Here is a 20,437-nt window from a genome sequence, read left to right on the forward strand (position 1 = left end):
AAACCGGGACGGTTAGCGTTATCCGTTACGAATAATAAATGTGTCCGAGGAGATGACCACTTGATGCTTAATTCACCACGCAATCTGTTGCGCCTTTTGCCCCTTGCCAGCGTGCTGCTGGCAGCCTGTAGCGTCAACAAACCGCAAGGCCCGGGCCCCAGCGTTACCGCGCCACAGTGGCAACAGCATCAGCAGGCGGTCTCAAAGGTCACGCACTATCAGACCCGCGGCGCCTTTGCCTATCTTTCTGACAAGCAGAAAGTCTATGCCCGCTTCAACTGGCAGCAGACCGCGCCCGATCGCTATCGCCTGCTGCTGACCAATCCGCTGGGCAGCACCGAACTGCAGCTGGATGCGCAGGGCTCGGTGGTACAGATCGTCGATAACAAAGGAAAGCGTTACGTCAGCAACGATGCGCAGAAAATGATTTCGCAGCTGACCGGCATGAACATTCCGCTGGCGAATCTGCGGCAGTGGATGATGGGTCTGCCAGGCGATGCCACCGACTATCAGCTCAACGAGAGCTATCAGCTGAGCAGCCTGAACTACAGCCGCGACGGTCAGAACTGGCAGGTCTCTATTGCGGGCTACGACAGCAAAGTCACCCCGCCGCTGCCTTCGAGCCTGGAGCTGAAAGAGGGTGACCAGCGGATTAAACTGCGTATGGACGGCTGGACCGTTCAATGATCACCCACTGGCCTGCCCCGGCAAAACTGAATCTTTTTCTCTACATCACCGGCCGTCGTCCCGACGGCTATCACAACCTGCAGACGCTGTTTCAGTTTCTTGATTACGGTGACCAGCTGCAGATTACTGTCGATCAAAGCGGCTCGATTACACTGTTAACGCCCGTGGCAGGCGTTGCGGATGCGGATAACCTGATTGTCCGCGCCGCAAACATGCTGAAACAGGCGGCGCAGGATAACCATCGCCTGTCCGCTCACGCGGGCGCGCAGATTGCCGTTGAGAAAAACCTGCCCATGGGTGGCGGTCTCGGTGGCGGCTCCTCTGATGCGGCAACCGTACTGGTGGCGCTGAATCATCTGTGGCAAACCGGCTTCACGCCGGATGAGCTGGCGTCGATGGGTGTGAAGCTGGGCGCGGATGTGCCGGTGTTTGTCCAGGGCTTCGCGGCCTTCGCCCAGGGGGTGGGTGAACAACTTCATCCCGCAGAGCCGGAAGAAAAGTGGTATCTTGTCGCCCATCCCGGCGTGAATATCAGCACCCCAGTAGTATTCAACGACCCCGAACTGACGCGAGATACTCCATCGCGCAGTTTATCGACGCTTTTAGCATCACCCTTCACCAATGATTGTGAAGCAGTGGTAAGAAAACGTTTTCGTGAGGTTGATGAGCTTGTTTCCTGGCTGCTAGAATACGCGCCGTCACGCCTGACTGGCACGGGCGCTTGTGTGTTTGCTGAATTCGACACCGAGTCTGCTGCCCGCCAGGTGCTGGAGCTTGCCCCGAATGGGGTACGCGCATTTGTAGCCCGGGGCGTAAATGTTTCGCCGCTACAGCGTACCCTGCGAGGCGATTAGCGAATGCGTGACAGTGTCACCACGTTCCGGACACTGCACGTTTCGCATCAACACACCCGTGTGAACGCACATGACCGTACGCGCCGGTTACAGTCATGCCGTTCATTCTCTGGACGCAAAGCCTGAGGTTCTTCTCGTGCCTGATATGAAGCTATTTGCTGGTAACGCCACCCCGGAACTAGCACAACGTATTGCCAACCGCCTTTACACCAGCCTGGGAGACGCCGCTGTAGGACGTTTCAGTGATGGTGAAGTGAGCGTACAGATCAACGAAAATGTACGCGGTGGTGATATTTTCATCATCCAGTCCACCTGTGCCCCCACCAACGATAATCTGATGGAACTGGTTGTGATGGTCGACGCGCTGCGTCGTGCTTCTGCTGGTCGTATTACCGCAGTCATCCCCTACTTTGGTTATGCCCGTCAGGATCGCCGCGTGCGTTCCGCGCGTGTGCCTATCACCGCTAAAGTAGTGGCAGACTTCCTTTCCAGCGTCGGTGTTGACCGTGTTCTGACGGTTGACCTGCACGCCGAGCAGATCCAGGGCTTCTTCGACGTCCCGGTTGATAACGTATTTGGCAGTCCGATTCTGCTGGAAGATATGATGCAGATCGGTCTGGAAAACCCGATTGTTGTTTCTCCCGATATTGGTGGCGTAGTACGTGCCCGTGCTATCGCTAAACTGCTGAACGACACCGATATGGCCATCATCGATAAACGCCGCCCTCGCGCGAACGTTTCTCAGGTGATGCACATCATTGGTGACGTTGCTGGCCGCGACTGCGTGCTGGTCGACGACATGATCGACACCGGCGGCACGCTGTGCAAAGCGGCTGAAGCGCTGAAAGAGCGTGGTGCTAAACGCGTATTTGCTTACGCGACCCACCCGATCTTCTCCGGCAATGCGGTTGAAAACTTGCGTAAATCTGTGCTCGACCAGGTAATCGTCTGCGATACCATCCCACTCTCTCAGGAAATTAAGTCACTGCCGAATGTGCGCACGCTGACCTTATCTGGCATGCTGGCCGAAGCCATTCGCCGCATCAGTAACGAAGAGTCAATCTCGGCAATGTTCGAGCATTAATCTTTGCGGAACCGGGCCCTGTGCCCGGTTTTTTTATGCCTGCCGGGCGCCCGATTAACGCGCTTCTTTTTCTGATATTTTCGCGATAAATTTCCCCAAAATCGCCTGTTTTCAACGCCACCCACTCTTTTGATAAAACGCCGCGTTCCCCGCTTCTGCCCTGTGCCGTTAAGTGGTAATTTGCAGCGCACTTCTCATAAGAACCCTGACCGCCATGAGCCTCGATATCTATACGTTATTTGTCTGCGAGCTTTATGTGCTGGGTTTTCTGAGCATCATCATGTTTTTTGCCTGGATCGGATCGCAGTATGATCGCGTTCTCGGCTTCACCTGCCTGTCGCTGGTTTTCACCCTGATTGCCGTATTCTTAAGTAGCCTGCGCAGCAGTGGCCTGCATTTCCTGCCCGTTGCAGTGGGTAACGTTTTAGTGATGCTGGCTTACGGCGGATTGTTAAATGCGTTCCGGCGCTTCTGCGGTAAGCCCATCGGCACTCACTGGTTGCTGGGCGCCCTGCTCTGGGCACTCCTCTGCGGTTTCCCGGCGTTCTATTACAGCTTACCCAAGCGGGTGCTGGTGCTCTGCATCGCCTGCATCGTCTATACCGCGGCACTGATCCAGCTGGTCTGGCTGGCGCGTGCCACGCTAAAGGTGACCTTCTGGCCTGCACAGTTGCTGCTGTGGATCCATCTGCTGTTTCACCTGGCTCGCCTGTTTCTGGACAGCGCGATTCCCAGCACGCTGCCTGGCGCCATTGGCGGATCAAACTTCTCGATTTACGTCATTCTGGAATCGATTCTGTTTGTCATCGGTCTGACATTTACTATCCTGGCCATGGTGAATGAACAGATGCAGTCAGTCTTAAAACATGCCTCGATGCACGATCCTCTGACCAGCGTCTGGAATCGTCGGGCTTTATTTAATGAAGCAGAGAAGATTGTGGTGCGATGCCGCCGTCAGAACCGACCTTTTAGCGCGATACTGTTCGACCTGGATCATTTTAAGAGCATTAATGATCGGTATGGCCATCAACAGGGCGACCAGATATTGATTCACTTTTGCGACATTGTCAGAGGGCTGATACCGGCTGAGGGGCGTTTTGCACGACTGGGCGGAGAGGAGTTTGCGGCGATAATTCCGGCGGCGGCAACAGAGGCAGAGGCATGGTGCGAGACTATCCGGCGGGAGGTCTGTGCGTCACAACCCAATTCAATTGCCTATTCGGTCAGCATTGGGTTTGCCACGGTCACACATCAGCAGCAGGGTTTTGACGATTTACTCGCACTGGCGGATAAAGCGCTCTATCACGCCAAGGCCAGCGGCCGGAACCGCATCGCGCAGCATCCGGCCACTGCTGGCATCAGTTAATGGTGTGAATTGTGTGACCGGCGACAACGTTTGTCATAGTGACGATGCCAGTAATAACGATCTTCAACCTTTTCACGACCACTCAGACCCGCCCCGACCAGCCACATCATTGCACCAACAAAGATGCCGAGGATTGCGCCCTGCGCCAGCGCATCTGGCAGATCAAGCGAGGGAAGCTGGTTCATAATTGAGAAACCCACGCCCAGCACCATTGTGACTAATCCCAGTACCATCAAGCTGTTACCCGCTACACGGCAGTGTTGATGTTTCATGCTGCACCTCCATCCATATGAGTCAATAACCGCACACAATGTTAAGTGCCATAAGCTTAGGCAATGGGTGAAGATAACGTTGCGGAGTGGATCACACATCAGCCATAAATAATTAACTGGCCCTGATTGCAGCCTGTTGATTTCGATAGAAAATGATTAATCACCGTCATGAACCATTTCGATGCTTGTACTTTGTCATCTCGCCCGTGGCGAAGTAAACTAACGCCCTTTCGCGATAACAGCAGGATAATCATTGTGAGCAGCATTAAACTGATTGTGGGCCTTGCCAATCCAGGCGCTGAATATGCCGCCACGCGCCACAATGCGGGTGCCTGGTATCTGGATTTACTGGCTGAGCGCCACAATCAGTCACTGAAAGAGGAAGGCAAATTCTATGGCTATACCGCGCGCCTGGCGATAGCCGGAGAGGATGTGCGCCTGCTGGTGCCGACCACCTTTATGAACCTGAGCGGGAAAGCCGTGGCGGCGATGGCGACTTTTTATCGCATCGCGCCAGAAGAGATCCTGGTGGCGCATGATGAACTCGATCTGCCACCCGGCGTGGCGAAGTTCAAGCAGGGCGGCGGGCATGGCGGCCATAACGGTCTGAAAGATATCATCAGCAAACTGGGCAACAACAACAATTTCCATCGGCTGCGCATCGGTATCGGGCATCCCGGCGATCGCAACAAGGTGACCGGATTTGTGCTGGGCAAGCCGCCCGCCAGTGAGCAGAAGCTGATTGATGATGCCATTGATGAGGCGGCGCGCTGCACCGAACTGTGGCTGAAAGAGGATCGTATCAAGGCGATGAACCGGCTGCACGCCTTCAAGCCTGCTTAAACGCCCGAATCGTCGTGATTCCGTGTATAATGCGCGAAATTTTTCAATTCGTCTCCGACAGTCCGCCTTCTGGCGCACTGTCCATCCAGTTATAAAGGGTATCAAACCATGGGATTCAAATGCGGTATCGTGGGCCTGCCGAACGTCGGTAAATCCACTCTGTTTAACGCGCTGACTAAAGCGGGCATCGAAGCGGCTAACTTCCCCTTCTGCACCATTGAGCCAAACACGGGCGTGGTGCCGATGCCTGACCTGCGTCTCGACCAGCTTTCTGAGATTGTTAAGCCGCAGCGCGTGGTGCCGACTACCATGGAATTCGTCGATATCGCCGGTCTGGTAAAAGGCGCGTCGAAAGGTGAAGGTCTGGGCAACCAGTTCCTGACCAACATCCGCGAAACCGAAGCGATTGGTCACGTAGTGCGCTGCTTTGAAAACGACAACATCATCCACGTGGCGGGCAAAGTTAACCCGGCTGAAGATATTGACGTGATCAACACTGAGCTGGCGCTGTCCGATCTTGAGACCTGTGAACGTGCGATTCAGCGTGTGCAGAAGAAAGCCAAAGGCGGCGACAAAGATGCCAAAGCCGAGCTGGCTGCGCTGGAGAAGTGCCTGCCGCATCTTTCTGAAGCGGGCATGCTGCGTTCACTGAATCTGGATGAGGACGACAAAGCGGCAATCCGCTATCTGAGCTTCCTGACTCTGAAACCCACCATGTACATAGCTAACGTCAATGAAGATGGTTTCGAGAACAACCCGTACCTGGATCAGGTGCGCGCTATCGCCGAAGCGGAAGGTTCAGTCGTGGTGCCAGTGTGCGCCGCCGTTGAGTCGGATATCGCCGAGCTGGAAGATGAAGACCGTGACGAGTTCATGGCAGAGCTGGGACTGGAAGAGCCAGGCCTGAACCGCGTTATCCGCGCTGGTTACTCCCTGCTGAACCTGCAGACCTACTTCACCGCTGGCGTAAAAGAAGTGCGTGCATGGACTATCCCGGTTGGCGCGACGGCTCCGCAGGCTGCTGGTAAAATCCATACCGACTTCGAGAAAGGCTTTATCCGCGCCCAGACCATCGCGTTTGAAGATTTCATCGCTTATAAAGGCGAGCAAGGTGCTAAAGAAGCCGGCAAGATGCGTTCAGAAGGTAAAGAGTACATCGTGAAAGATGGCGATGTGATGAACTTCCTGTTCAACGTCTGATTAAAAATTGTTGTCTCATGAGGTCTTACTGAATCTCATGAAGCTCAAAAATCATAAAATCCACGCCATTGCGTGGATTTTTCATTTCAACGCCGTCTCAATAGTCTTTGTCAGCACATTTCAACAATGCCGGAATCATTGCCTTAAAGAAGGTTTATTGCTCGAGCTCCGCTCTTTCTGGTGCAAAAGTCAGCGAACGAATCTGATGCTGCCTGAGCCCCCCCTTTCCCCTGCTCTTCACCTGAAAGCGGCGCTTTTTCAGCCACCCAAAAACTGCGTTTCACACTGCCGGGCGATCTCCCACAGTCTGTTACGGATCACCTGCTTAAGTTGCAGAGTGGACTGCGACTGTGGCTGGTCACGGCGGCTGATCAGCATCACTTCAAACGGCAGGGGTTGCGCTATGGGTAGCAGCTTTAGCTGTTCGGCATAGCGACAGGCGGTGAAGAGATCCACGACGCCCGTTCCGCCGCCTGCCAGCACCATATCCGCAATGACCGAATAGGTTTTAATCGACAACGACACGGCGGGATTCAGTTTTTTATCGCGCAGCGCTCGGTGAAGTACGCGTCCAAGCGGATCCTGAGCCTGCATCATCAGTAAATTATTGTTGCATAACCACGCAAGCGTAACGGGTTCATTACGGGGATGATTGAGCGGTAACAATGCGACCATCGAAGACTGAAACAGAGGTTCAGCCAGAAGATCCGCATCGACCTGCTGGCCAAAAACCAGCGCGAAATCGAGCTGATTATCCAGAATCATCTGGCATAAGGTACTAAAGTGCTCGGTGACCAGTTCGACACTGACCGAGGCCATCTGTTGCCGCCAGGTGACCAATGCGGGCGCCAGCACCATCTGACCAAAAGCGTGAGCCGCGCCGACGCGAACTAATTGCCCTTCGCCCCGCCGCAGCTGTTCGGTAAGCTGGGTGATAGATTGCAGGCGCTGGCAGAGATCGTCTATTTCAGGCAGCAGACGTCGTCCTTCTGCCGTCACACTCATTCCCTGTATACGTCGCTCAAACAGCGCAAATCCCAATTGCTGTTCAGCATGATTCAGAACACGGCTGATATTCGGCTGTGAAACATTGAGTAAGCGCGCCGCAGCGCTGATGCTGCCGGTCTGTACGATGGCCTGAAAGACCTCTATATGGCGGAGCCGCATGACTATTTACCCTGGATGAATACCGAAAACGAAGGCCTCTCCGACAGGCTGCACGATCAGGTCCGGGCGGAGGGTGAGAGAGCAATCATTATTCTGTTGCAAAAACTGTACCGCAAAACCGGTGCAGGCTCAGCTGCCTGTCTCGCCCCCATCCGCACCCGGCAGTCCTGACTGAAGCCCCTGCAGGGAGCGGGGTTCGTGCTGCCGTAGTGCAATAAAAGGAGCCCTGGTCAGCAGCGTGGGTTGCGCGGATTTAAGCCAGCAGCGATTCTGACTCGTCAGAGGGAAGATACGCATGTACAGCCCGCACTACAGGCGTGTGCCTGGCAGCGCGGTTTCAGCAGAACCGGAACGGCGGGCTTAACGGGCTGCCGTTGCATGCAGCCCGGGATAATTTCGCTATGACTGTGTGCTCGCCAGATAAGAGAATGCACTGAGTAAACTGATTAACGTCTCCATATTCTCCGCCTGATACGCCACGGTAACGGCATCCAGACGCGTGACGCCGGGGATCAGGCTGAACAGATCGGCCAGCACCGGTTTAGTGGCCTGAAGGCGCATCGCGTAAGGTGCCGTCAGGCGGCTCGTGCTCACCTGAGGGGGATGTTGCAGTGTGGCGCTTGCTGCGGCAGCGATCGCACGCTGTGCCGCTTGTGGGCTGATTGATTCCGCGCAGGTATGAGAAATGGCGCGTTTTACACAGACGTAATTGACTGCTGAGTAGTGTTCCGCAATCCAGCTCTGTAACTGATCGTCGCCGGTGACCAGCAGCAATGGCGTGCCGTGCTCAGCGGCGGCGGCCGCATAAATATCGGTTTCTCCCATCACCAGACCATTGATATGGATACGCCAGAATGCCCGGCCGTTGATGGTATGCGCCAGTACGCCGGGTTCACCTGCTGCGCTGTGAAATCCCACCAGAAACAGCCCATCGAACGTCTGCTGCTCTATCCCTTCCACCATCGACAGGACACGGGGTTTTCCCTGCACCAGCCGGGCGCGGGGATCGATATTTTCCGCACGCAAATTGGTCATCTGCGCATGGCTGTCTGCCACCACCACTTCCGTTGCCCCGCCTGCAAAAGCCCCCTCAATCGCAGCATTCACTTCCTGCTCCATCAGACCACGGGCCAGCTGATGCTCCGGGTGACCGGGTGTACATTGCTCCGGGCGCATGACACCCGCGATGCCTTCAATGTCGGCCGAGATAAAAATTTTCATGTCGTTAATCTATCCAGAATCTGCGTCAGTGAGGGGCGATGATGACCGCGAAAGCCGGTAACAGCCTCAGCGCTCAGCAAAGCATCCAGTACAGCCTGTTCAGTTGCATCTGCCGCTGCAGCAAGCAGCGGCTCCAGCGTGTCGTCCTGTGGCGGTCGCGGCAGAGGTTGCGTTGAAAACGCCACCGCAATATCGCCCGATCCGTGGCCCCAGTAACTGCCCAGCCGTCCCAGGCCGGCACCGGCTCGCTTCGCGATGCGCTTTAACTGACGTGCGTCCAGCGGTGCATCCGTCGCCATGATGATGATGACAGAACCGGCATCCAGCTGCGGCGTCTCCCCGGCCAGCAGCGGCGCAATCATCTCGCCAGCCCGAACGCCATCGAGCGTTAATGCCTCCAGTGCGCCGAAATTGGCCAGCACCAGCACACCAAGCGTGGCGTTGAGCGAGCGAATCACCCGCGAGGCGGTTCCGATTCCCCCTTTCAGGCTGAAACAGCTCATCCCGCGCCCCGCGCCGACGCTGCCGCGCGCGAAGTCCGCTGAGGCCGTCTGCAGCGCCTCATGCGCCATCGCTTCAGTGATGGCCAGCGCCTGGATATCATTCAGCCAGCCATCGTTGCACTCCAGCACCAGCGGGTTGACCGTGGGCAGTGTTCGCCCCAGTTCCGGGTTACGACGGATGGCATCCCGCACCAGCGTGGTAAACAGCGTGCCGACCGCCAGCGTGTTACTGAGCAGAATCGGCGTCTGAAGCACGCCAAGCTCCTCTATCTGAACCAGTCCGACGGGTTTCGCAAAGCCGTTCAGGACCGCCACCCCACACGGCAGCGGCGTGAGAAACAGGTTGTCGCCCGGCGGTACGATAGCGGTTACGCCAGTCTGCTTTTCGCTTTCATTCAGCGTGCAATGTCCGACACGCACGCCAGCAACATCGCTGATTCGATTAGTAGGTCCGCAGGCGCTTCGCGGCTGCCCGAGCTGACGCAGATCACGCCAGCGTTTCAGCAGCAAATCGCGCTGCAATTGTTGGAAATCCATAGTCAGCCCTTGAGTTTTGGATCGAGCGTGTCGCGCAGCGCATCCCCAAGCAGATTAAAAGCCAGCACGGTAATAAAGATCGCCAGCCCCGGAAATACGCTCATGTGCCACGATCCGGCCATCATCATGCTTCGGCTCATCGCCAGAATATTGCCCCATTCAGGTACGTCAGGCTCCGGACCCAGTCCAATAAAACTCAGGCCCGCGGCGGTCAGAATACTGGTGCCAATGCGCATAGTGAAATAGACAATCACGCTGGAAAGCGTGCCGGGCAGAATATGCCGCAGGATAATGACTCTGTCTGGTGCACCGGCACAGCGCACGGCTTCAACATAGGCAGCCTGCTTCAGAGAGAGCGTCGAAGCCCGCACGATGCGGGCAAATACCGGCACGCTGAATACCGCGACTGCGATAATGACATTGTTCAGGCCCGTCCCCAGCAGCGCCACCACCGCAATGGCGAGCAACATGCCCGGAAAGGCGAATAATACGTCGGCACCGCGCATGATCAGCATATCAACCCAACCGCCGTAATAGCCCGCCAGTAAGCCCAGCATGACCCCGACCAGCATGCCGATCGTCACCGACAGCACGCCGATATAGAGCGAGATCCGCGCACCATAGATAATGCGGCTGAGCAGGTCGCGCCCCAGTTCGTCGGTCCCCATCCAGTGTGCCGCCGTTGGCGGCGACGATAACGCCATCCAGTCCGGGGCCATGGGATCCCAGGGCGCCAGCCAGGGCGCAAAAATCGCCACCACAATCAACAGCAGCACAAACCCGCCTGAGACCAGCGCCAGAGGGTTCCGCACAAGAGCGTGCAGGAAATCGCGCCACGGCGAACGAATAATCTGAGGCGGTTTTTCAGTCAGCGATTGAATACTCATTTTGGCTCCTGTCGCAGACGAATGGCCGGATTAACCACCGCGTAAAGCAGATCGACCAGCAGATTAATCACAATAAATTCAAACACGAACAGCATCACCAGCGCCTGAATCACCGGCTGATCCTGCGCTTTGATCGACTCAATCAATAACCAGCCTAACCCTGGCCAGTTGAAAACACTCTCCACCACGATGGATCCGCCCAGCAGAAAACCGAACTGCAAGCCCAACATGGTAATCACCGGGATGAGCGCATTGCGCATCACATGTTTCCACGTCACCAGGCGGTTACGCAGCCCTTTGGCTTTGGCGGTACGCACGTAATCTTCCTGCGCCACCTCAAGAAAGGCCGAACGGGTAAAGCGCGCCATTACCGCCGCAACCGACGAACCCAGCGTGATGGCGGGCAGGACAATATCGCTGGCCTTGTTAAAGCCGCTGACCGAGAACAGCCCAAAAGGCATCGCGACGAACTGGATGAGCAACAGCCCCAGCCAGAAGGCTGGCATCGAAATGCCACCGACCGCCACGCTCATCAGCGCCCAGTCCTGCCATCTTCCACGTTTCAGTGCAGCCATCACGCCGAATAACAAACCGAGAATGACGGACCAGGTAAAACCTGCTAAGGCGAGCCACAGCGTCGGCATGAAGCCCTCTTTGATCACCTCCAGCACCGGTTGCTGGGTGCGATACGTGGTGCCCAGGTCGCCCTGCAACAGGCTGCCGATCCAGTGGAGATACTGCTGCGGCAGCGGATCGTTAAGCCCGAGGTGCTGACGCGCCGCTTCGATCGCCTCAACTGGCGCATCCGGTCCGGCATAAATACGCGCCGGGTCGCCCGGCATGAGCTTGATAAAACCGAAAACCAGCAACGAGACCACCAGCAAAACCGGAATCATCTCCAGCAATCGGCGAATGATGTATGCAAACATGCCATTCCCTGAAATGAGGTGCGACTGGCCTCCTCACGTCCCTCATCCGTTCCGGACAGGGGACGAGGAAGAAGAGACCGTCTTATTTAAAGGACGCCTGAGTGAACAGTAAATTGCCATCAGGCAGCATCGAAACGCCGCTCAGCGTGTTGCGTTTGCCGACCAGATTGTCTGGCGTGCCAAGGAACGCCACCGGGGCTTCTTTCCACAACACCTTTTGCGCTTGTGCATAGGCGATGCCACGCTTTGCCGGATCGGCCGTCGCCAGCCCGGCAGCAATCGCTTTGTCTGCATCAGGGTTACTGAAATAGGAGACGTTATACGAGGTCGGAACCCAGGACTCGGTGGCAAACAGCGGACGCAGCGCCCAGTCGGCATCCCCTGTAGAGGTCGACCAGCCGCCATAATAGAGGTCAAACTCCGCCTTTTTCGGGTCCTGAACGCCCCACAACTTAGCGTTGCGCGTGCCGGAATCCATCGGTGTTACCGTGACACGAATGCCTGCCGTGGCCAGTTGCGCTTTAAGCACCTGAGCGGCTCGGACGCTCGCCGTGGCGTTGGTCACCCAGAGCTTAAGATCCAATCCCTTCGGATAACCCGCCGCTTTCAGCAAGGCTTTGGCCTTATCCGGCGCATAGCCGTAATCAGGATCGCCCTGTTTCTGATAGAACTGTACGCCTTCCGGAATCGCGGATGTGGCAGGTTTACCCAGACCAGCAAAGGCCACTTTCAGCCACAGATTACGGTCAATCGCATAGTTAATCGCCTGACGCACCCGAACATCGGCCAGCGGCTTGTGCTGCGTGTTGATCGCCATGTAATAAAGGTAAATGCTCGGATCGCGCTGAATGGAGAGGTGGCTGTCCTGCTGAACGGCTGCGATGAGGTCTGAAGGCAATGGCCAGATGGCGTCCACCTGACCCGACTTCAACGCTGCCACCCGTGTCGCATCTTCGGGACTTGGAGAGAAGATGACATGGTCGACTTTAGGCCATCCCTGCTGCCAGTAACCTGCATATCTGACCAGCGTAACGGCTTTGCCCGGTTTCCAGTCGACAAAGATAAACGGACCGGTTCCCACCGGATGCAGTCGCAACTGCGCTTCGTCCGGATATTGCTTAAGAATTGACGGGCTCCACATCACCGCGGAAGGATGCGCCAGGGTGTTGATAAAGGCTCCGAACGACTGATTCAGATCGATTTTTACCTGGTCGGGTGCCAGCACCGTGACCTTATCAATCATTTTGTAGAGGCTGTTACGCTTCAGCCCTTTTTTCTGATCTGCCAGACGATCAAGGTTCGCTTTGACGGCGTCTGCATCAAAAGGGGTACCGTCCTGGAAGGTAACGCCTTTGCGCAGCGTCAGCGTAAATTCGGTGGCACTGTCATTAGAGGTATAACCGGTCGCCAGCCAGGGTTGCAGCTTCATCCGGGAATCAAACTGGAACAGGCGCTCAAAGATGCCGCTCTGAACCGAGTAGCTAACATTATCCGAGGTGTCGTGCGGATCCAGCCCCGTGATATCAGCATACATTGAAATGCGCAGATCCTGTGCCTGCGCAGTCATGACCAGCGTCGTCGTCAATGTGAGGGCGAGCGAAGTACGGCGAAACAGCGTTTTCATAAATTCTCCTGGTCGTTAAGGATTATTGCAATGCAATGCCGTCAGCTACCCAGTGCTGGGGGGCAACCTGCCGATATCGGGTTTTAGTGACCGTTTCACCCACCTTACGCAACGGCGAGGGGATTTCGCTGTCATCGAAAATACGGGGCTGACGGTTTTCAGGATCCGCTACCGGCACGGAGGCCAGCAGTCGTTGGGTATAGGGGTGTTGCGGCTGATTAAATACCGACTGACGCGGTCCAAGCTCCACAATCTGGCCGAGGTACATCACCGCGACGCGATTCGCAATACGCTCGACTACCGCCATATCGTGAGAGATGAAAATCCATGCCACGCCCGTTTGCTGCTGCAGGTCCATCATCAGATTGACCACCTGCGCCTGAATCGAGACATCAAGGGCCGATACCGCTTCATCAGCAATAATCACTTTCGGTTTCAGCGCCATGGCGCGGGCAATAGCAATACGCTGACGCTGACCGCCAGAAAATTCGTGCGGATAACGACGCGCGTGCTCTGGCAGGAGACCGACGCTCTTCAGCAGCGCATCTATCTGTGGGGAAGCCTGCTCAAGCGAAGAGACCATGCCATGTAACAGCAACGGCTCGGCAATGGTGAAACCCACTGTCAGGCGGGGATTCAGTGACGCATAGGGATCCTGAAACACCATCTGAATTTCACGGCGGAGCGGCTGGAACTCTGCCTCTTTCAGGTCAGAGATTTCCTTTCCTTCAAAGTGAATACTTTCAGCTTCACTGTTGATAAGGCGCATCAGCGCCCGTCCGGTTGTCGATTTGCCGCAGCCGCTTTCACCCACGATGGCCAGGGTTTCACCTGGCCACAGACTAAAATCAATCTGCTCAACCGCATGCACGTGATGCGTCAGGCTCGATAAGATGCCGCTGCGAATCGGGTAATAGACTTTTAATCCGCGCACATCCAGCAGCGGCGCCACGTCATAGCGCGCGGTATGCTGTTCGCCTTGCACAGCCTCGCGGGCACCGGGCAGAGGAAAGCGTTGCGGCCACCTGTGTTCCCGCATATCACCGAGTTTTGGTACTGCCGCCAGTAACGCTTTGGTATACGCATGCTGCGGGGCGGCAAAAATCTCAGACACGGTTCCCTGCTCTACCACTTCGCCACGCAGCATGACCACCACGCGATCGGCGATTTCCGCTACCACGCCCATATCATGAGTAATAAACAGCACCGCCATTTGTTTCTCACGTTGCAGCTCACGCAGAATATGGAGAATGCGCGCCTGTACGGTGACATCCAGCGCTGTGGTAGGCTCGTCGGCAATCAGGAGTTGTGGGTCACAGGCAAGGGCCTGCGCAATCATCACACGCTGCCGCATGCCGCCTGACAGCGAGTGAGGATAGCTTTTCATGACGCGATCCACATCGGCGATACGCACCTGTCGCAGCAATTCACGCACCCGCGCATGGGCCTGCTTTCTGTCGCACTGTTGATGATCGCGTAATGCCTCGGTAAGTTGATCATCAATGCGCAGCACCGGATTCAGCGAGGTCATGGGCTCCTGAAAGATCATCGCCATTTCACGGCCACGCAACGTGCGGCGCTGAGCGTCATCCAGCTTTTCTAACGCATGCATTTTTCCGCTGCGTTCGCGGAACTGCATGCTGCCGCCATCGACACGGCCGTTGTTTGCCAGCAAGCCCATCACAGCCAGCGACGTGACAGATTTACCTGAGCCGCTTTCACCCACGACGGCGACGATTTCACCTGGATGAATGGCAAAACTGATGCCTTTGAGTGCCTGATTCTCACCGCTGCGTCCATGAAACGAGACGCTGAGATCCTGAATCGCCAGCACGGGAGGGGCAGAGGCAGCGCGGGTTGCAGGGGAAGTACGTTGTGTGTCCGTCATCGTCGCCTCACAGAGTTATAGCCAGATACGGCCTTGGGAGTAGCTCAGGAAAGGAGAACTGTCGGCGGCTAGCCAGATGGGGCCATCCAGATCGACGAACTCAGCGTTAACCGCGACGGGCAATGCGGCCTCCATGGCCAGTGACGAGCCCAGCATGCAACCGACCATAATGCGCATATTGAGCGTCCGGGCTTCATTCACCATCGCCAGCGCTTCAGTCAGGCCACCGCATTTATCCAGCTTGATATTGATCATCTCGTAGCGATCGCGTAATCCGGCAATATCCGCCCGCGTATGGCAGCTCTCATCGGCACAGACCGGTATGGGATGTTTGAAACGTTTCAGGTCATGGTCCTGTCCGGCGGGAAGGGGTTGCTCCACCATCGCGATGTTGAAGGCCTTAAGCGCCACCAGCAGGCTTTCCAGTCCCAGACCCGACCAGGCTTCATTGGCATCGATAATGAGCGTGGCATGCGGTGCCGCCGCGCGAATCGCCGCCACTTTTTCCAGAATCGCATTACGGTCAAGCTTAATTTTGAGCAAGAGGGCGCCTCGTGACACGGCATCCGCCGCTGCGAGAGCCATATTTTCCTGCGTATCCAGGCTAAGGGTTTCTGCCGTAATGACTGACTCAGGCTGAGAGCACGAACTCATTTGCCACAGCGTCTGATTAGCCCGGGCGGCATCCAGTCGCCACAGCGCACAGTCCAGCACGTTGCGCGCTGAACCGGCGGGTAAGCGGTGTTGCAGATCATGATGGCTGAGGCCCGACTCAATGTCAGTGCGTACCGCTTCGAGCATGGCCTGAACGCTGTCGGGCGTCTCATCGTAGCGGGCCGTTGGTGTACATTCGCCCTGCCCGATGAATCCCTCCTGCTCCAGCGTGACACGGATGACCGTCACGGCGGTACGGGTACCGCGTGCGATAGCAAAGGGTCGCGCCAGCGGCAGCTCCACCACATCAATCTGCAACTTTCTCATTTCAGCCACGCTCCTGAAGCAGTGCGGCGATCTCATCAATACCAAAACGCACCGGATCTGTGGCCGGTAAGCCAAACTCAGCGCTGATTTCGGCGCAATAAGCGAGCGCCTCTTCTTCACTGTAATTGGAGGTGTTGATAGCAAAGCCAGCCAGTTGAACGGACTCACTGGTCACCTGCGCGGCACGCAGATTGGCTTCAACGCACGCCTGCAGGCTGACCATGGGCTGGTGTGGTAAATGACGCATATGAGGACGTCCCATTTCATGGCACATAACCAGCCAGTGTGGTTGCGCACCGTGCATCAGCCCCATACTCACGCCCGCATAAGAGGGATGGAACAGTGAGCCCTGGCCTTCAACGATGTCCCAGTGGTCCTCGTCATTCGCCGGTGAAAGCGCTTCTGCTGCACCGGCAATAAAATCAGCGATGACCGCATCCACAGCAATGCCCTCCCCTGCGACCAGAATGCCGGTCTGCCCCGTGGCACGAAAATCAGCTTTCAGGCCGCGCGCACGCATCGCCGCTTCCAGCGCCAGTGAGGTGTACATCTTGCCCACTGAGCAGTCTGTACCCACGGTCAGTATCCGCTTACCTGAACGCTTCTTACCGCTGCCCACATTGAGCGCTGGACGCATATGACGCAGGTCAAAAAGCTCAACGCCAGAAGCCTGTGCAAGCGTCACCAGTTCCGGTTCATCCACCAGTCGGTGGTGCAGCCCACTGGCCACATTCATGCCTGCTTTAATGGCACTTTTGATCGTTTCAAGCCAGTGCGCTGGCAGATAGCCGCCGGCATTGGCAGTGCCAAGCACCAGCGTTTTCGCTCCGCGCGCTTTGGCGCCGGGAATATCCAGTTCATCCAGACCCAGACTGACCGTGCAGCCCGGCAGTTTAATTTCGCCAACGCACTGCTCCGGCCGCCAGATATGAATACCGCGCGCCGTTTTTGCCGCAAGGGGATCGGTAACATCGCCAAGAAAGAGTAAATAGGGTTGTGGGATTAGCATGTTGTCTCTCGTTTCAGCCAAAAGATCAGGTTCTGAAACCACTATTTCATGCGTTCTGAAAGGTGACGAATGCTTGTTTAGCAGGAGGGTATAACGGCAGGTTATAGCCAGAGGTAATAGTGATGATGGGTGGGTTTTTCAGGGGATTGGACAGGGAATAGATTAAAAGAAGGGGGTGGGTCATAGGAAAAGGAGATGTTTATGCAGGGTAAATGGATGGGCAATGGACAATGGCGGTTGGAGGGGAAATGGCTAACGATGTATTTAACGCCGGGCCGCTGGCGAGAGCATTCATGACGAATGCCAGCGATCCGGCCGGCTTATATCAGCGCAACAGAAAATCCCAAAACGGAAATATGGGATGTCGAAATTAATCCGTTTCTTCCGGGGCGAGGTGAAACAGCTCTTCTGCCATCGAAAGGATTCTGTCTTTATCGACTATTTTATCAACCCACTCTGCAGGAATGCCTGACAGTCCATACAATGCGCCTGCTAACTGGCCTGCGGTGGCTGCCACGCTATCAGCATCATCAGCAAGATTTGCCGCCAGCAAAATGGCATCTTTGAAATTGTCTGTATGCCAGACGGCCCATAATGCGGCCTCAAGGGTGTCGATGACATAGCCTGAGGAGCGGATTTGATCACGATGCTTTTCTTTATATTCTCCGGCATTGATAATCAGAACTCTTACCAGGAAGGGAATTTTGTGCGGAGAAAAAGCTTCATTTTTTCCGAAGCCATTCAAAAGATAATGTAAAATAACATTTATATATTGGCAGCAGTCGATTGACTCTGGTGCACAATGCGTTGACATACTTTGAATACTGGCATCACGCCAGCCATCAATAAAAGATTTCCTTCTAAAAATAGCAACGGGCGCATGCCGAATTAACGCAGCATTGCCTGCCGTTTCAGGAGAGTTGTTGCCCAACCAATCAGCCCCATGCTTGATGACTTGCTCAAGAGCATAGCGGGTAGTATTACCAATATCAAAGCAAACTCCATTGGAACTATTATGACCCGTTTTATACCAACTGATTAATTTTTCCCTGAAAAAATCCATATCACAACAATTCTTTTCAATGTACGTTTCTGCCAGACACAGTGCCATTGAGGTGTCATCGGTCCACTCTCCGGCGTTAAGATTGAAAGGACCACCGCCAACCATATCGTAAATGTGAGAACTGTCACGAGCCTGGAATTCCAGAGTGGTCCCCACTGCATCACCAACGGCAAGTCCCATGAGTAAACCTTTGGCTTTATCTAAGGCCTCAACGTCAGAAATACGTTGTTTCAGCGTATACATCCACTCAGGTTTCACTGGCTTTTCATCAGGCATTGGCTGATGTTCGTAAGCCATCCGGTTGATGAGTTGAGGCGATAGCTCAGGCAACAAATGTGCATACTTCCTTGCATATGTTTTAAGTTCAGATTCTGACAATCTTAGGTCTATCATACAAATTCCTTTTCAATTACGTGGGAGGCAAAGCGCTACAACATTTCTTAGTCTTTTCTCTCTTGCTTAGCAAACGCTAAGGACCAAAATAGTGCATTAGCGTATCCATATCATTCCAGTCATCATGTGTAAGTGGCTGTTTCTCCATGCTGTCAAATTTGTGCCTGATGCCCTTCATTGGAATTGCGTACTCATTTTTTGTTGCTAAATCCATTAACAGGTCTATATCAGACTGATTTTTTAGGGTTCTTTTTAAAAGATTGAGCAACATCATTTCAGCTTCTTTTCTCTCTGGAACACACATTTTTAATTCCTCCAACAGATTATCATTATGTAACGGTTAAACCTTTCCATGCTGATGTACGTGTAAATCTAAGTTTTATTAACCTGTTAAAGCAGGAGATTGTTTGCTTTTACTCCAGGGCCACTTCACTGTGCCGATATCAGCCGCATCCTGTCAGGCGTCCAGACTTTGCTTCAGCCCTGACGAGTTTATGATCCAATCAGAGTCCTGGTTGGTGTGCCAAAAAAACCTGATTATTTAAGAAAACTCAGGGATACTTAATACCTAATCTCTCCTTTTCCCATTGAATTTCATTTTCACTTTTTTTTCGTAGCCTGACGATCATAACGCCCAGAACCTCAGTCTGCTTATCATTTAGATAGAGTTCAAAACCATAGTTCCTGTCATAACCAGCTAAAATATACACATAGTTTCCCTGATAGAGACTAAGATTTTCTTTTAGCGAGACACTCCCTATAACCTCGCCACCCATATTTTTTACGCAACTGAGATGGATATCAATTTCCTCCTTTGCTCTGCCCGTCACATTGCTTCTTGAAAACAAAAGATTTATACTTTGAAAATCTATATACTGACGTAACAAATCTGGCGCCAGAGCATCCAAAAGCATTTCGTCTGGACTATTTTCAGTCATAGCAACTCACTCTTTATTCCGCTTAAAAGCTTTGAGCGTTAAATATCAGGTACAACTAGCCTAGCAAAAAATGATCACAATCATCATGTTAAGTAGCGGAATTCCTTAGAATGATGATCAGCTAAGAATCTTTTTAATATCTAATTGTAAGCCAGAGGCTAATTTAATAATCTCGATGCAATATATATCCGGCTCACTCAATATTTGATCAAGATAAAAATTCAGCCTGATGAGCATCTCACCTGAGCTTATACTATAGTCAAGAGCATAAGAGATATTCTTAGCTAACCCAGGAGATAGGTTTACATCCTGAATGATCAGGCAGACTAAACTTCTGGCTTTAAAAAATACATCATCCTTCATATTAACTTCATCCTGAACTTAACAGTGCTCACAATCGCATCTTATATCCTGCATCGCAATTGATAAAAACCATTTTTATTAAATTTACTTTCCGGAACCTGAACGATAGTGACAATTTATTGTCGCCGTTCTGTTATAAACGTCATAAGCTACATCGATGCTGCCCCAAACCCCGTTTAAAGGTAATGAAGTTCTCGTTTGTTCCTTAAACCAACGTTTTAATATTTTAGTTATGCCTCCTGTAAGGCTTTTCTGCTCACCCATCAACAATTTTTCTGGTGCAAAACTCCAGCGCGATATTACAGCATCTGAGTTCCCGGACTCAAAAAAACTGACAACCAAATAAATATCGCCACTATTATTGTTTTTAAACGAAAAAACACTTCTGTATGAAACTGTATCCTCAATATTATCTGGCCATGACTCCCAGACAAACCCAGGAATTGACATCAACTCATGTTTAGTTGTTTTTGGGGTTAAAATCAACGAATCATTAAATACCAGCTCTCCCATTGCGTATTTTAAGCTCATATTTAAAAACTCGTCTTTGTTATTACAGATTGAGATACGATTATAACTCTGCACTTATCTCTTCAACGACAGGCCATTAAATGTATCATGCACAGCA

General features: G+C 53.8%; 21 protein-coding genes. 6 read left to right on the forward strand and 15 right to left on the reverse strand.

Annotated features, from left to right (window positions below; all coding sequences use genetic code 11):
• Positions 1-63 precede the first annotated feature (63 nt).
• From lolB to AFL22_RS15760, 4 genes are all read left to right on the forward strand, one after another.
• Positions 64-687, forward strand: a complete 624-nt coding sequence (gene lolB / locus AFL22_RS15745; RefSeq protein WP_010669984.1) for a lipoprotein insertase outer membrane protein LolB — start codon at positions 64-66, stop codon at positions 685-687.
• Entirely contained in the window at positions 684-1,541 is an 858-nt protein-coding gene (gene ispE / locus AFL22_RS15750) for a 4-(cytidine 5'-diphospho)-2-C-methyl-D-erythritol kinase (RefSeq protein ID WP_033767051.1), read from the forward strand. The genes lolB and ispE overlap by 4 nt, the downstream gene beginning before the upstream one ends.
• A gap of 136 nt (positions 1,542-1,677) precedes the next feature.
• Positions 1,678-2,625 (forward strand): ribose-phosphate diphosphokinase, encoded by a 948-nt coding sequence (gene prs / locus AFL22_RS15755; protein ID WP_010245874.1) that lies wholly within the window; start codon positions 1,678-1,680, stop codon positions 2,623-2,625.
• 214 nt (positions 2,626-2,839) lie between these two features.
• Positions 2,840-3,991 carry a GGDEF domain-containing protein gene (locus AFL22_RS15760; protein WP_052271725.1) on the forward strand — a complete coding sequence of 384 codons (1,152 nt, stop codon included), beginning with the start codon at positions 2,840-2,842 and terminating at the stop codon, positions 3,989-3,991.
• On the opposite strand, the gene ychH is transcribed toward AFL22_RS15760, so the two are convergent.
• Positions 3,988-4,263, reverse strand: a complete 276-nt coding sequence (gene ychH / locus AFL22_RS15765; protein ID WP_010245880.1) for a stress-induced protein YchH — start codon at positions 4,261-4,263, stop codon at positions 3,988-3,990. The two genes, AFL22_RS15760 and ychH, sit on opposite strands and share 4 nt — an antisense overlap.
• A 255-nt stretch (positions 4,264-4,518) precedes the next feature.
• Here ychH and pth point away from each other — a divergent pair, with 255 nt between their 5' ends.
• Both pth and ychF read left to right on the forward strand, forming a co-directional pair.
• Entirely contained in the window at positions 4,519-5,106 is a 588-nt protein-coding gene (pth, locus tag AFL22_RS15770) for an aminoacyl-tRNA hydrolase (RefSeq protein WP_010245882.1), read from the forward strand.
• Positions 5,107-5,214: 108 nt separating this feature from the next.
• Complete coding sequence (ychF, locus tag AFL22_RS15775; protein ID WP_010245885.1) at positions 5,215-6,306, forward strand: redox-regulated ATPase YchF; 1,092 nt, start codon at positions 5,215-5,217, stop codon at positions 6,304-6,306.
• A 258-nt stretch (positions 6,307-6,564) separates the two neighbouring features.
• Here ychF and AFL22_RS15780 read toward each other — a convergent pair whose 3' ends face one another.
• The 14 genes from AFL22_RS15780 to AFL22_RS24065 all read right to left on the reverse strand — a co-directional run bounded on the left by AFL22_RS15780 (position 6,565) and on the right by AFL22_RS24065 (position 20,340).
• The gene (locus AFL22_RS15780) at positions 6,565-7,473 is read right to left on the reverse strand and encodes a LysR family transcriptional regulator (RefSeq protein ID WP_022625787.1); all 909 of its coding nucleotides are present in this window, start codon (positions 7,471-7,473) and stop codon (positions 6,565-6,567) included.
• Between the two features lie 399 nt (positions 7,474-7,872).
• Complete coding sequence (locus tag AFL22_RS15790) at positions 7,873-8,694, reverse strand: M55 family metallopeptidase (protein WP_052271727.1); 822 nt, start codon at positions 8,692-8,694, stop codon at positions 7,873-7,875.
• Positions 8,691-9,734, reverse strand: coding sequence for a P1 family peptidase (locus tag AFL22_RS15795; RefSeq protein ID WP_052271728.1), 1,044 nt, complete (start codon positions 9,732-9,734; stop codon positions 8,691-8,693). Before AFL22_RS15795 ends, AFL22_RS15790 begins: the two co-directional genes overlap by 4 nt.
• 2 nt (positions 9,735-9,736) lie before the next feature.
• Entirely contained in the window at positions 9,737-10,621 is an 885-nt protein-coding gene (locus AFL22_RS15800; RefSeq protein ID WP_052271729.1) for an ABC transporter permease subunit, read from the reverse strand.
• A complete protein-coding gene (locus AFL22_RS15805; protein ID WP_052271730.1) occupies positions 10,618-11,550 on the reverse strand; it encodes an ABC transporter permease subunit in 933 nt (310 codons plus the stop codon). The genes AFL22_RS15800 and AFL22_RS15805 overlap by 4 nt, the downstream gene beginning before the upstream one ends.
• 82 nt (positions 11,551-11,632) lie before the next feature.
• Positions 11,633-13,174 carry a glutathione ABC transporter substrate-binding protein gene (locus AFL22_RS15810; protein WP_052271731.1) on the reverse strand — a complete coding sequence of 514 codons (1,542 nt, stop codon included), beginning with the start codon at positions 13,172-13,174 and terminating at the stop codon, positions 11,633-11,635.
• Positions 13,175-13,196: 22 nt separating this feature from the next.
• Complete coding sequence (locus AFL22_RS15815) at positions 13,197-15,062, reverse strand: ABC transporter ATP-binding protein (RefSeq protein WP_052271732.1); 1,866 nt, start codon at positions 15,060-15,062, stop codon at positions 13,197-13,199.
• A gap of 15 nt (positions 15,063-15,077) precedes the next feature.
• Positions 15,078-16,043, reverse strand: coding sequence for an N-acetyl-D-Glu racemase DgcA (dgcA, locus tag AFL22_RS15820; RefSeq protein WP_052271733.1), 966 nt, complete (start codon positions 16,041-16,043; stop codon positions 15,078-15,080).
• 1 nt (position 16,044) lies between these two features.
• Complete coding sequence (gene dgcN, locus AFL22_RS15825; protein WP_052271734.1) at positions 16,045-17,052, reverse strand: N-acetyltransferase DgcN; 1,008 nt, start codon at positions 17,050-17,052, stop codon at positions 16,045-16,047.
• Between the two features lie 370 nt (positions 17,053-17,422).
• Entirely contained in the window at positions 17,423-18,508 is a 1,086-nt protein-coding gene (gene tri1 / locus AFL22_RS15830; protein ID WP_052271735.1) for an ADP-ribosylarginine hydrolase Tri1, read from the reverse strand.
• A 76-nt stretch (positions 18,509-18,584) separates the two neighbouring features.
• Positions 18,585-18,827 (reverse strand): hypothetical protein, encoded by a 243-nt coding sequence (locus AFL22_RS15835; RefSeq protein WP_241773189.1) that lies wholly within the window; start codon positions 18,825-18,827, stop codon positions 18,585-18,587.
• Between the two features lie 232 nt (positions 18,828-19,059).
• Entirely contained in the window at positions 19,060-19,446 is a 387-nt protein-coding gene (locus AFL22_RS15840; RefSeq protein ID WP_010669950.1) for a hypothetical protein, read from the reverse strand.
• 117 nt (positions 19,447-19,563) lie between these two features.
• A complete protein-coding gene (locus tag AFL22_RS15845; RefSeq protein WP_052271737.1) occupies positions 19,564-19,809 on the reverse strand; it encodes a hypothetical protein in 246 nt (81 codons plus the stop codon).
• 84 nt (positions 19,810-19,893) lie between these two features.
• Entirely contained in the window at positions 19,894-20,340 is a 447-nt protein-coding gene (locus AFL22_RS24065; RefSeq protein WP_156311599.1) for a hypothetical protein, read from the reverse strand.
• Between the last annotated feature and the right edge of the window lie 97 nt (positions 20,341-20,437).

The sequence above is a fragment of the Pantoea sp. CFSAN033090 genome, from assembly GCF_001264395.1.
Classification (GTDB): domain Bacteria; phylum Pseudomonadota; class Gammaproteobacteria; order Enterobacterales; family Enterobacteriaceae; genus Pantoea; species Pantoea agglomerans.

What these genes read in the sequence shown, in the direction of transcription:
- lolB (WP_010669984.1), top strand. Translation starts at nt 64, where the DNA reads ATGCTTAATTCACCACGCAATCTGTTGCGCCTTTTGCCCCTTGCCAGC.
- ispE (WP_033767051.1), top strand. Translation starts at nt 684, where the DNA reads ATGATCACCCACTGGCCTGCCCCGGCAAAACTGAATCTTTTTCTCTAC.
- AFL22_RS15760 (WP_052271725.1), top strand. Translation starts at nt 2,840, where the DNA reads ATGAGCCTCGATATCTATACGTTATTTGTCTGCGAGCTTTATGTGCTG.
- ychH (WP_010245880.1), bottom strand. Translation starts at nt 4,263, where the DNA reads ATGAAACATCAACACTGCCGTGTAGCGGGTAACAGCTTGATGGTACTG.
- ychF (WP_010245885.1), top strand. Translation starts at nt 5,215, where the DNA reads ATGGGATTCAAATGCGGTATCGTGGGCCTGCCGAACGTCGGTAAATCC.
- AFL22_RS15780 (WP_022625787.1), bottom strand. Translation starts at nt 7,473, where the DNA reads ATGCGGCTCCGCCATATAGAGGTCTTTCAGGCCATCGTACAGACCGGC.
- AFL22_RS15790 (WP_052271727.1), bottom strand. Translation starts at nt 8,694, where the DNA reads ATGAAAATTTTTATCTCGGCCGACATTGAAGGCATCGCGGGTGTCATG.
- AFL22_RS15795 (WP_052271728.1), bottom strand. Translation starts at nt 9,734, where the DNA reads ATGGATTTCCAACAATTGCAGCGCGATTTGCTGCTGAAACGCTGGCGT.
- AFL22_RS15800 (WP_052271729.1), bottom strand. Translation starts at nt 10,621, where the DNA reads ATGAGTATTCAATCGCTGACTGAAAAACCGCCTCAGATTATTCGTTCG.
- AFL22_RS15805 (WP_052271730.1), bottom strand. Translation starts at nt 11,550, where the DNA reads ATGTTTGCATACATCATTCGCCGATTGCTGGAGATGATTCCGGTTTTG.
- AFL22_RS15810 (WP_052271731.1), bottom strand. Translation starts at nt 13,174, where the DNA reads ATGAAAACGCTGTTTCGCCGTACTTCGCTCGCCCTCACATTGACGACG.
- AFL22_RS15815 (WP_052271732.1), bottom strand. Translation starts at nt 15,062, where the DNA reads ATGACGGACACACAACGTACTTCCCCTGCAACCCGCGCTGCCTCTGCC.
- dgcA (WP_052271733.1), bottom strand. Translation starts at nt 16,043, where the DNA reads ATGAGAAAGTTGCAGATTGATGTGGTGGAGCTGCCGCTGGCGCGACCC.
- dgcN (WP_052271734.1), bottom strand. Translation starts at nt 17,052, where the DNA reads ATGCTAATCCCACAACCCTATTTACTCTTTCTTGGCGATGTTACCGAT.
- tri1 (WP_052271735.1), bottom strand. Translation starts at nt 18,508, where the DNA reads ATGATAGACCTAAGATTGTCAGAATCTGAACTTAAAACATATGCAAGG.
- AFL22_RS15840 (WP_010669950.1), bottom strand. Translation starts at nt 19,446, where the DNA reads ATGACTGAAAATAGTCCAGACGAAATGCTTTTGGATGCTCTGGCGCCA.
- AFL22_RS15845 (WP_052271737.1), bottom strand. Translation starts at nt 19,809, where the DNA reads ATGAAGGATGATGTATTTTTTAAAGCCAGAAGTTTAGTCTGCCTGATC.
- AFL22_RS24065 (WP_156311599.1), bottom strand. Translation starts at nt 20,340, where the DNA reads ATGAGCTTAAAATACGCAATGGGAGAGCTGGTATTTAATGATTCGTTG.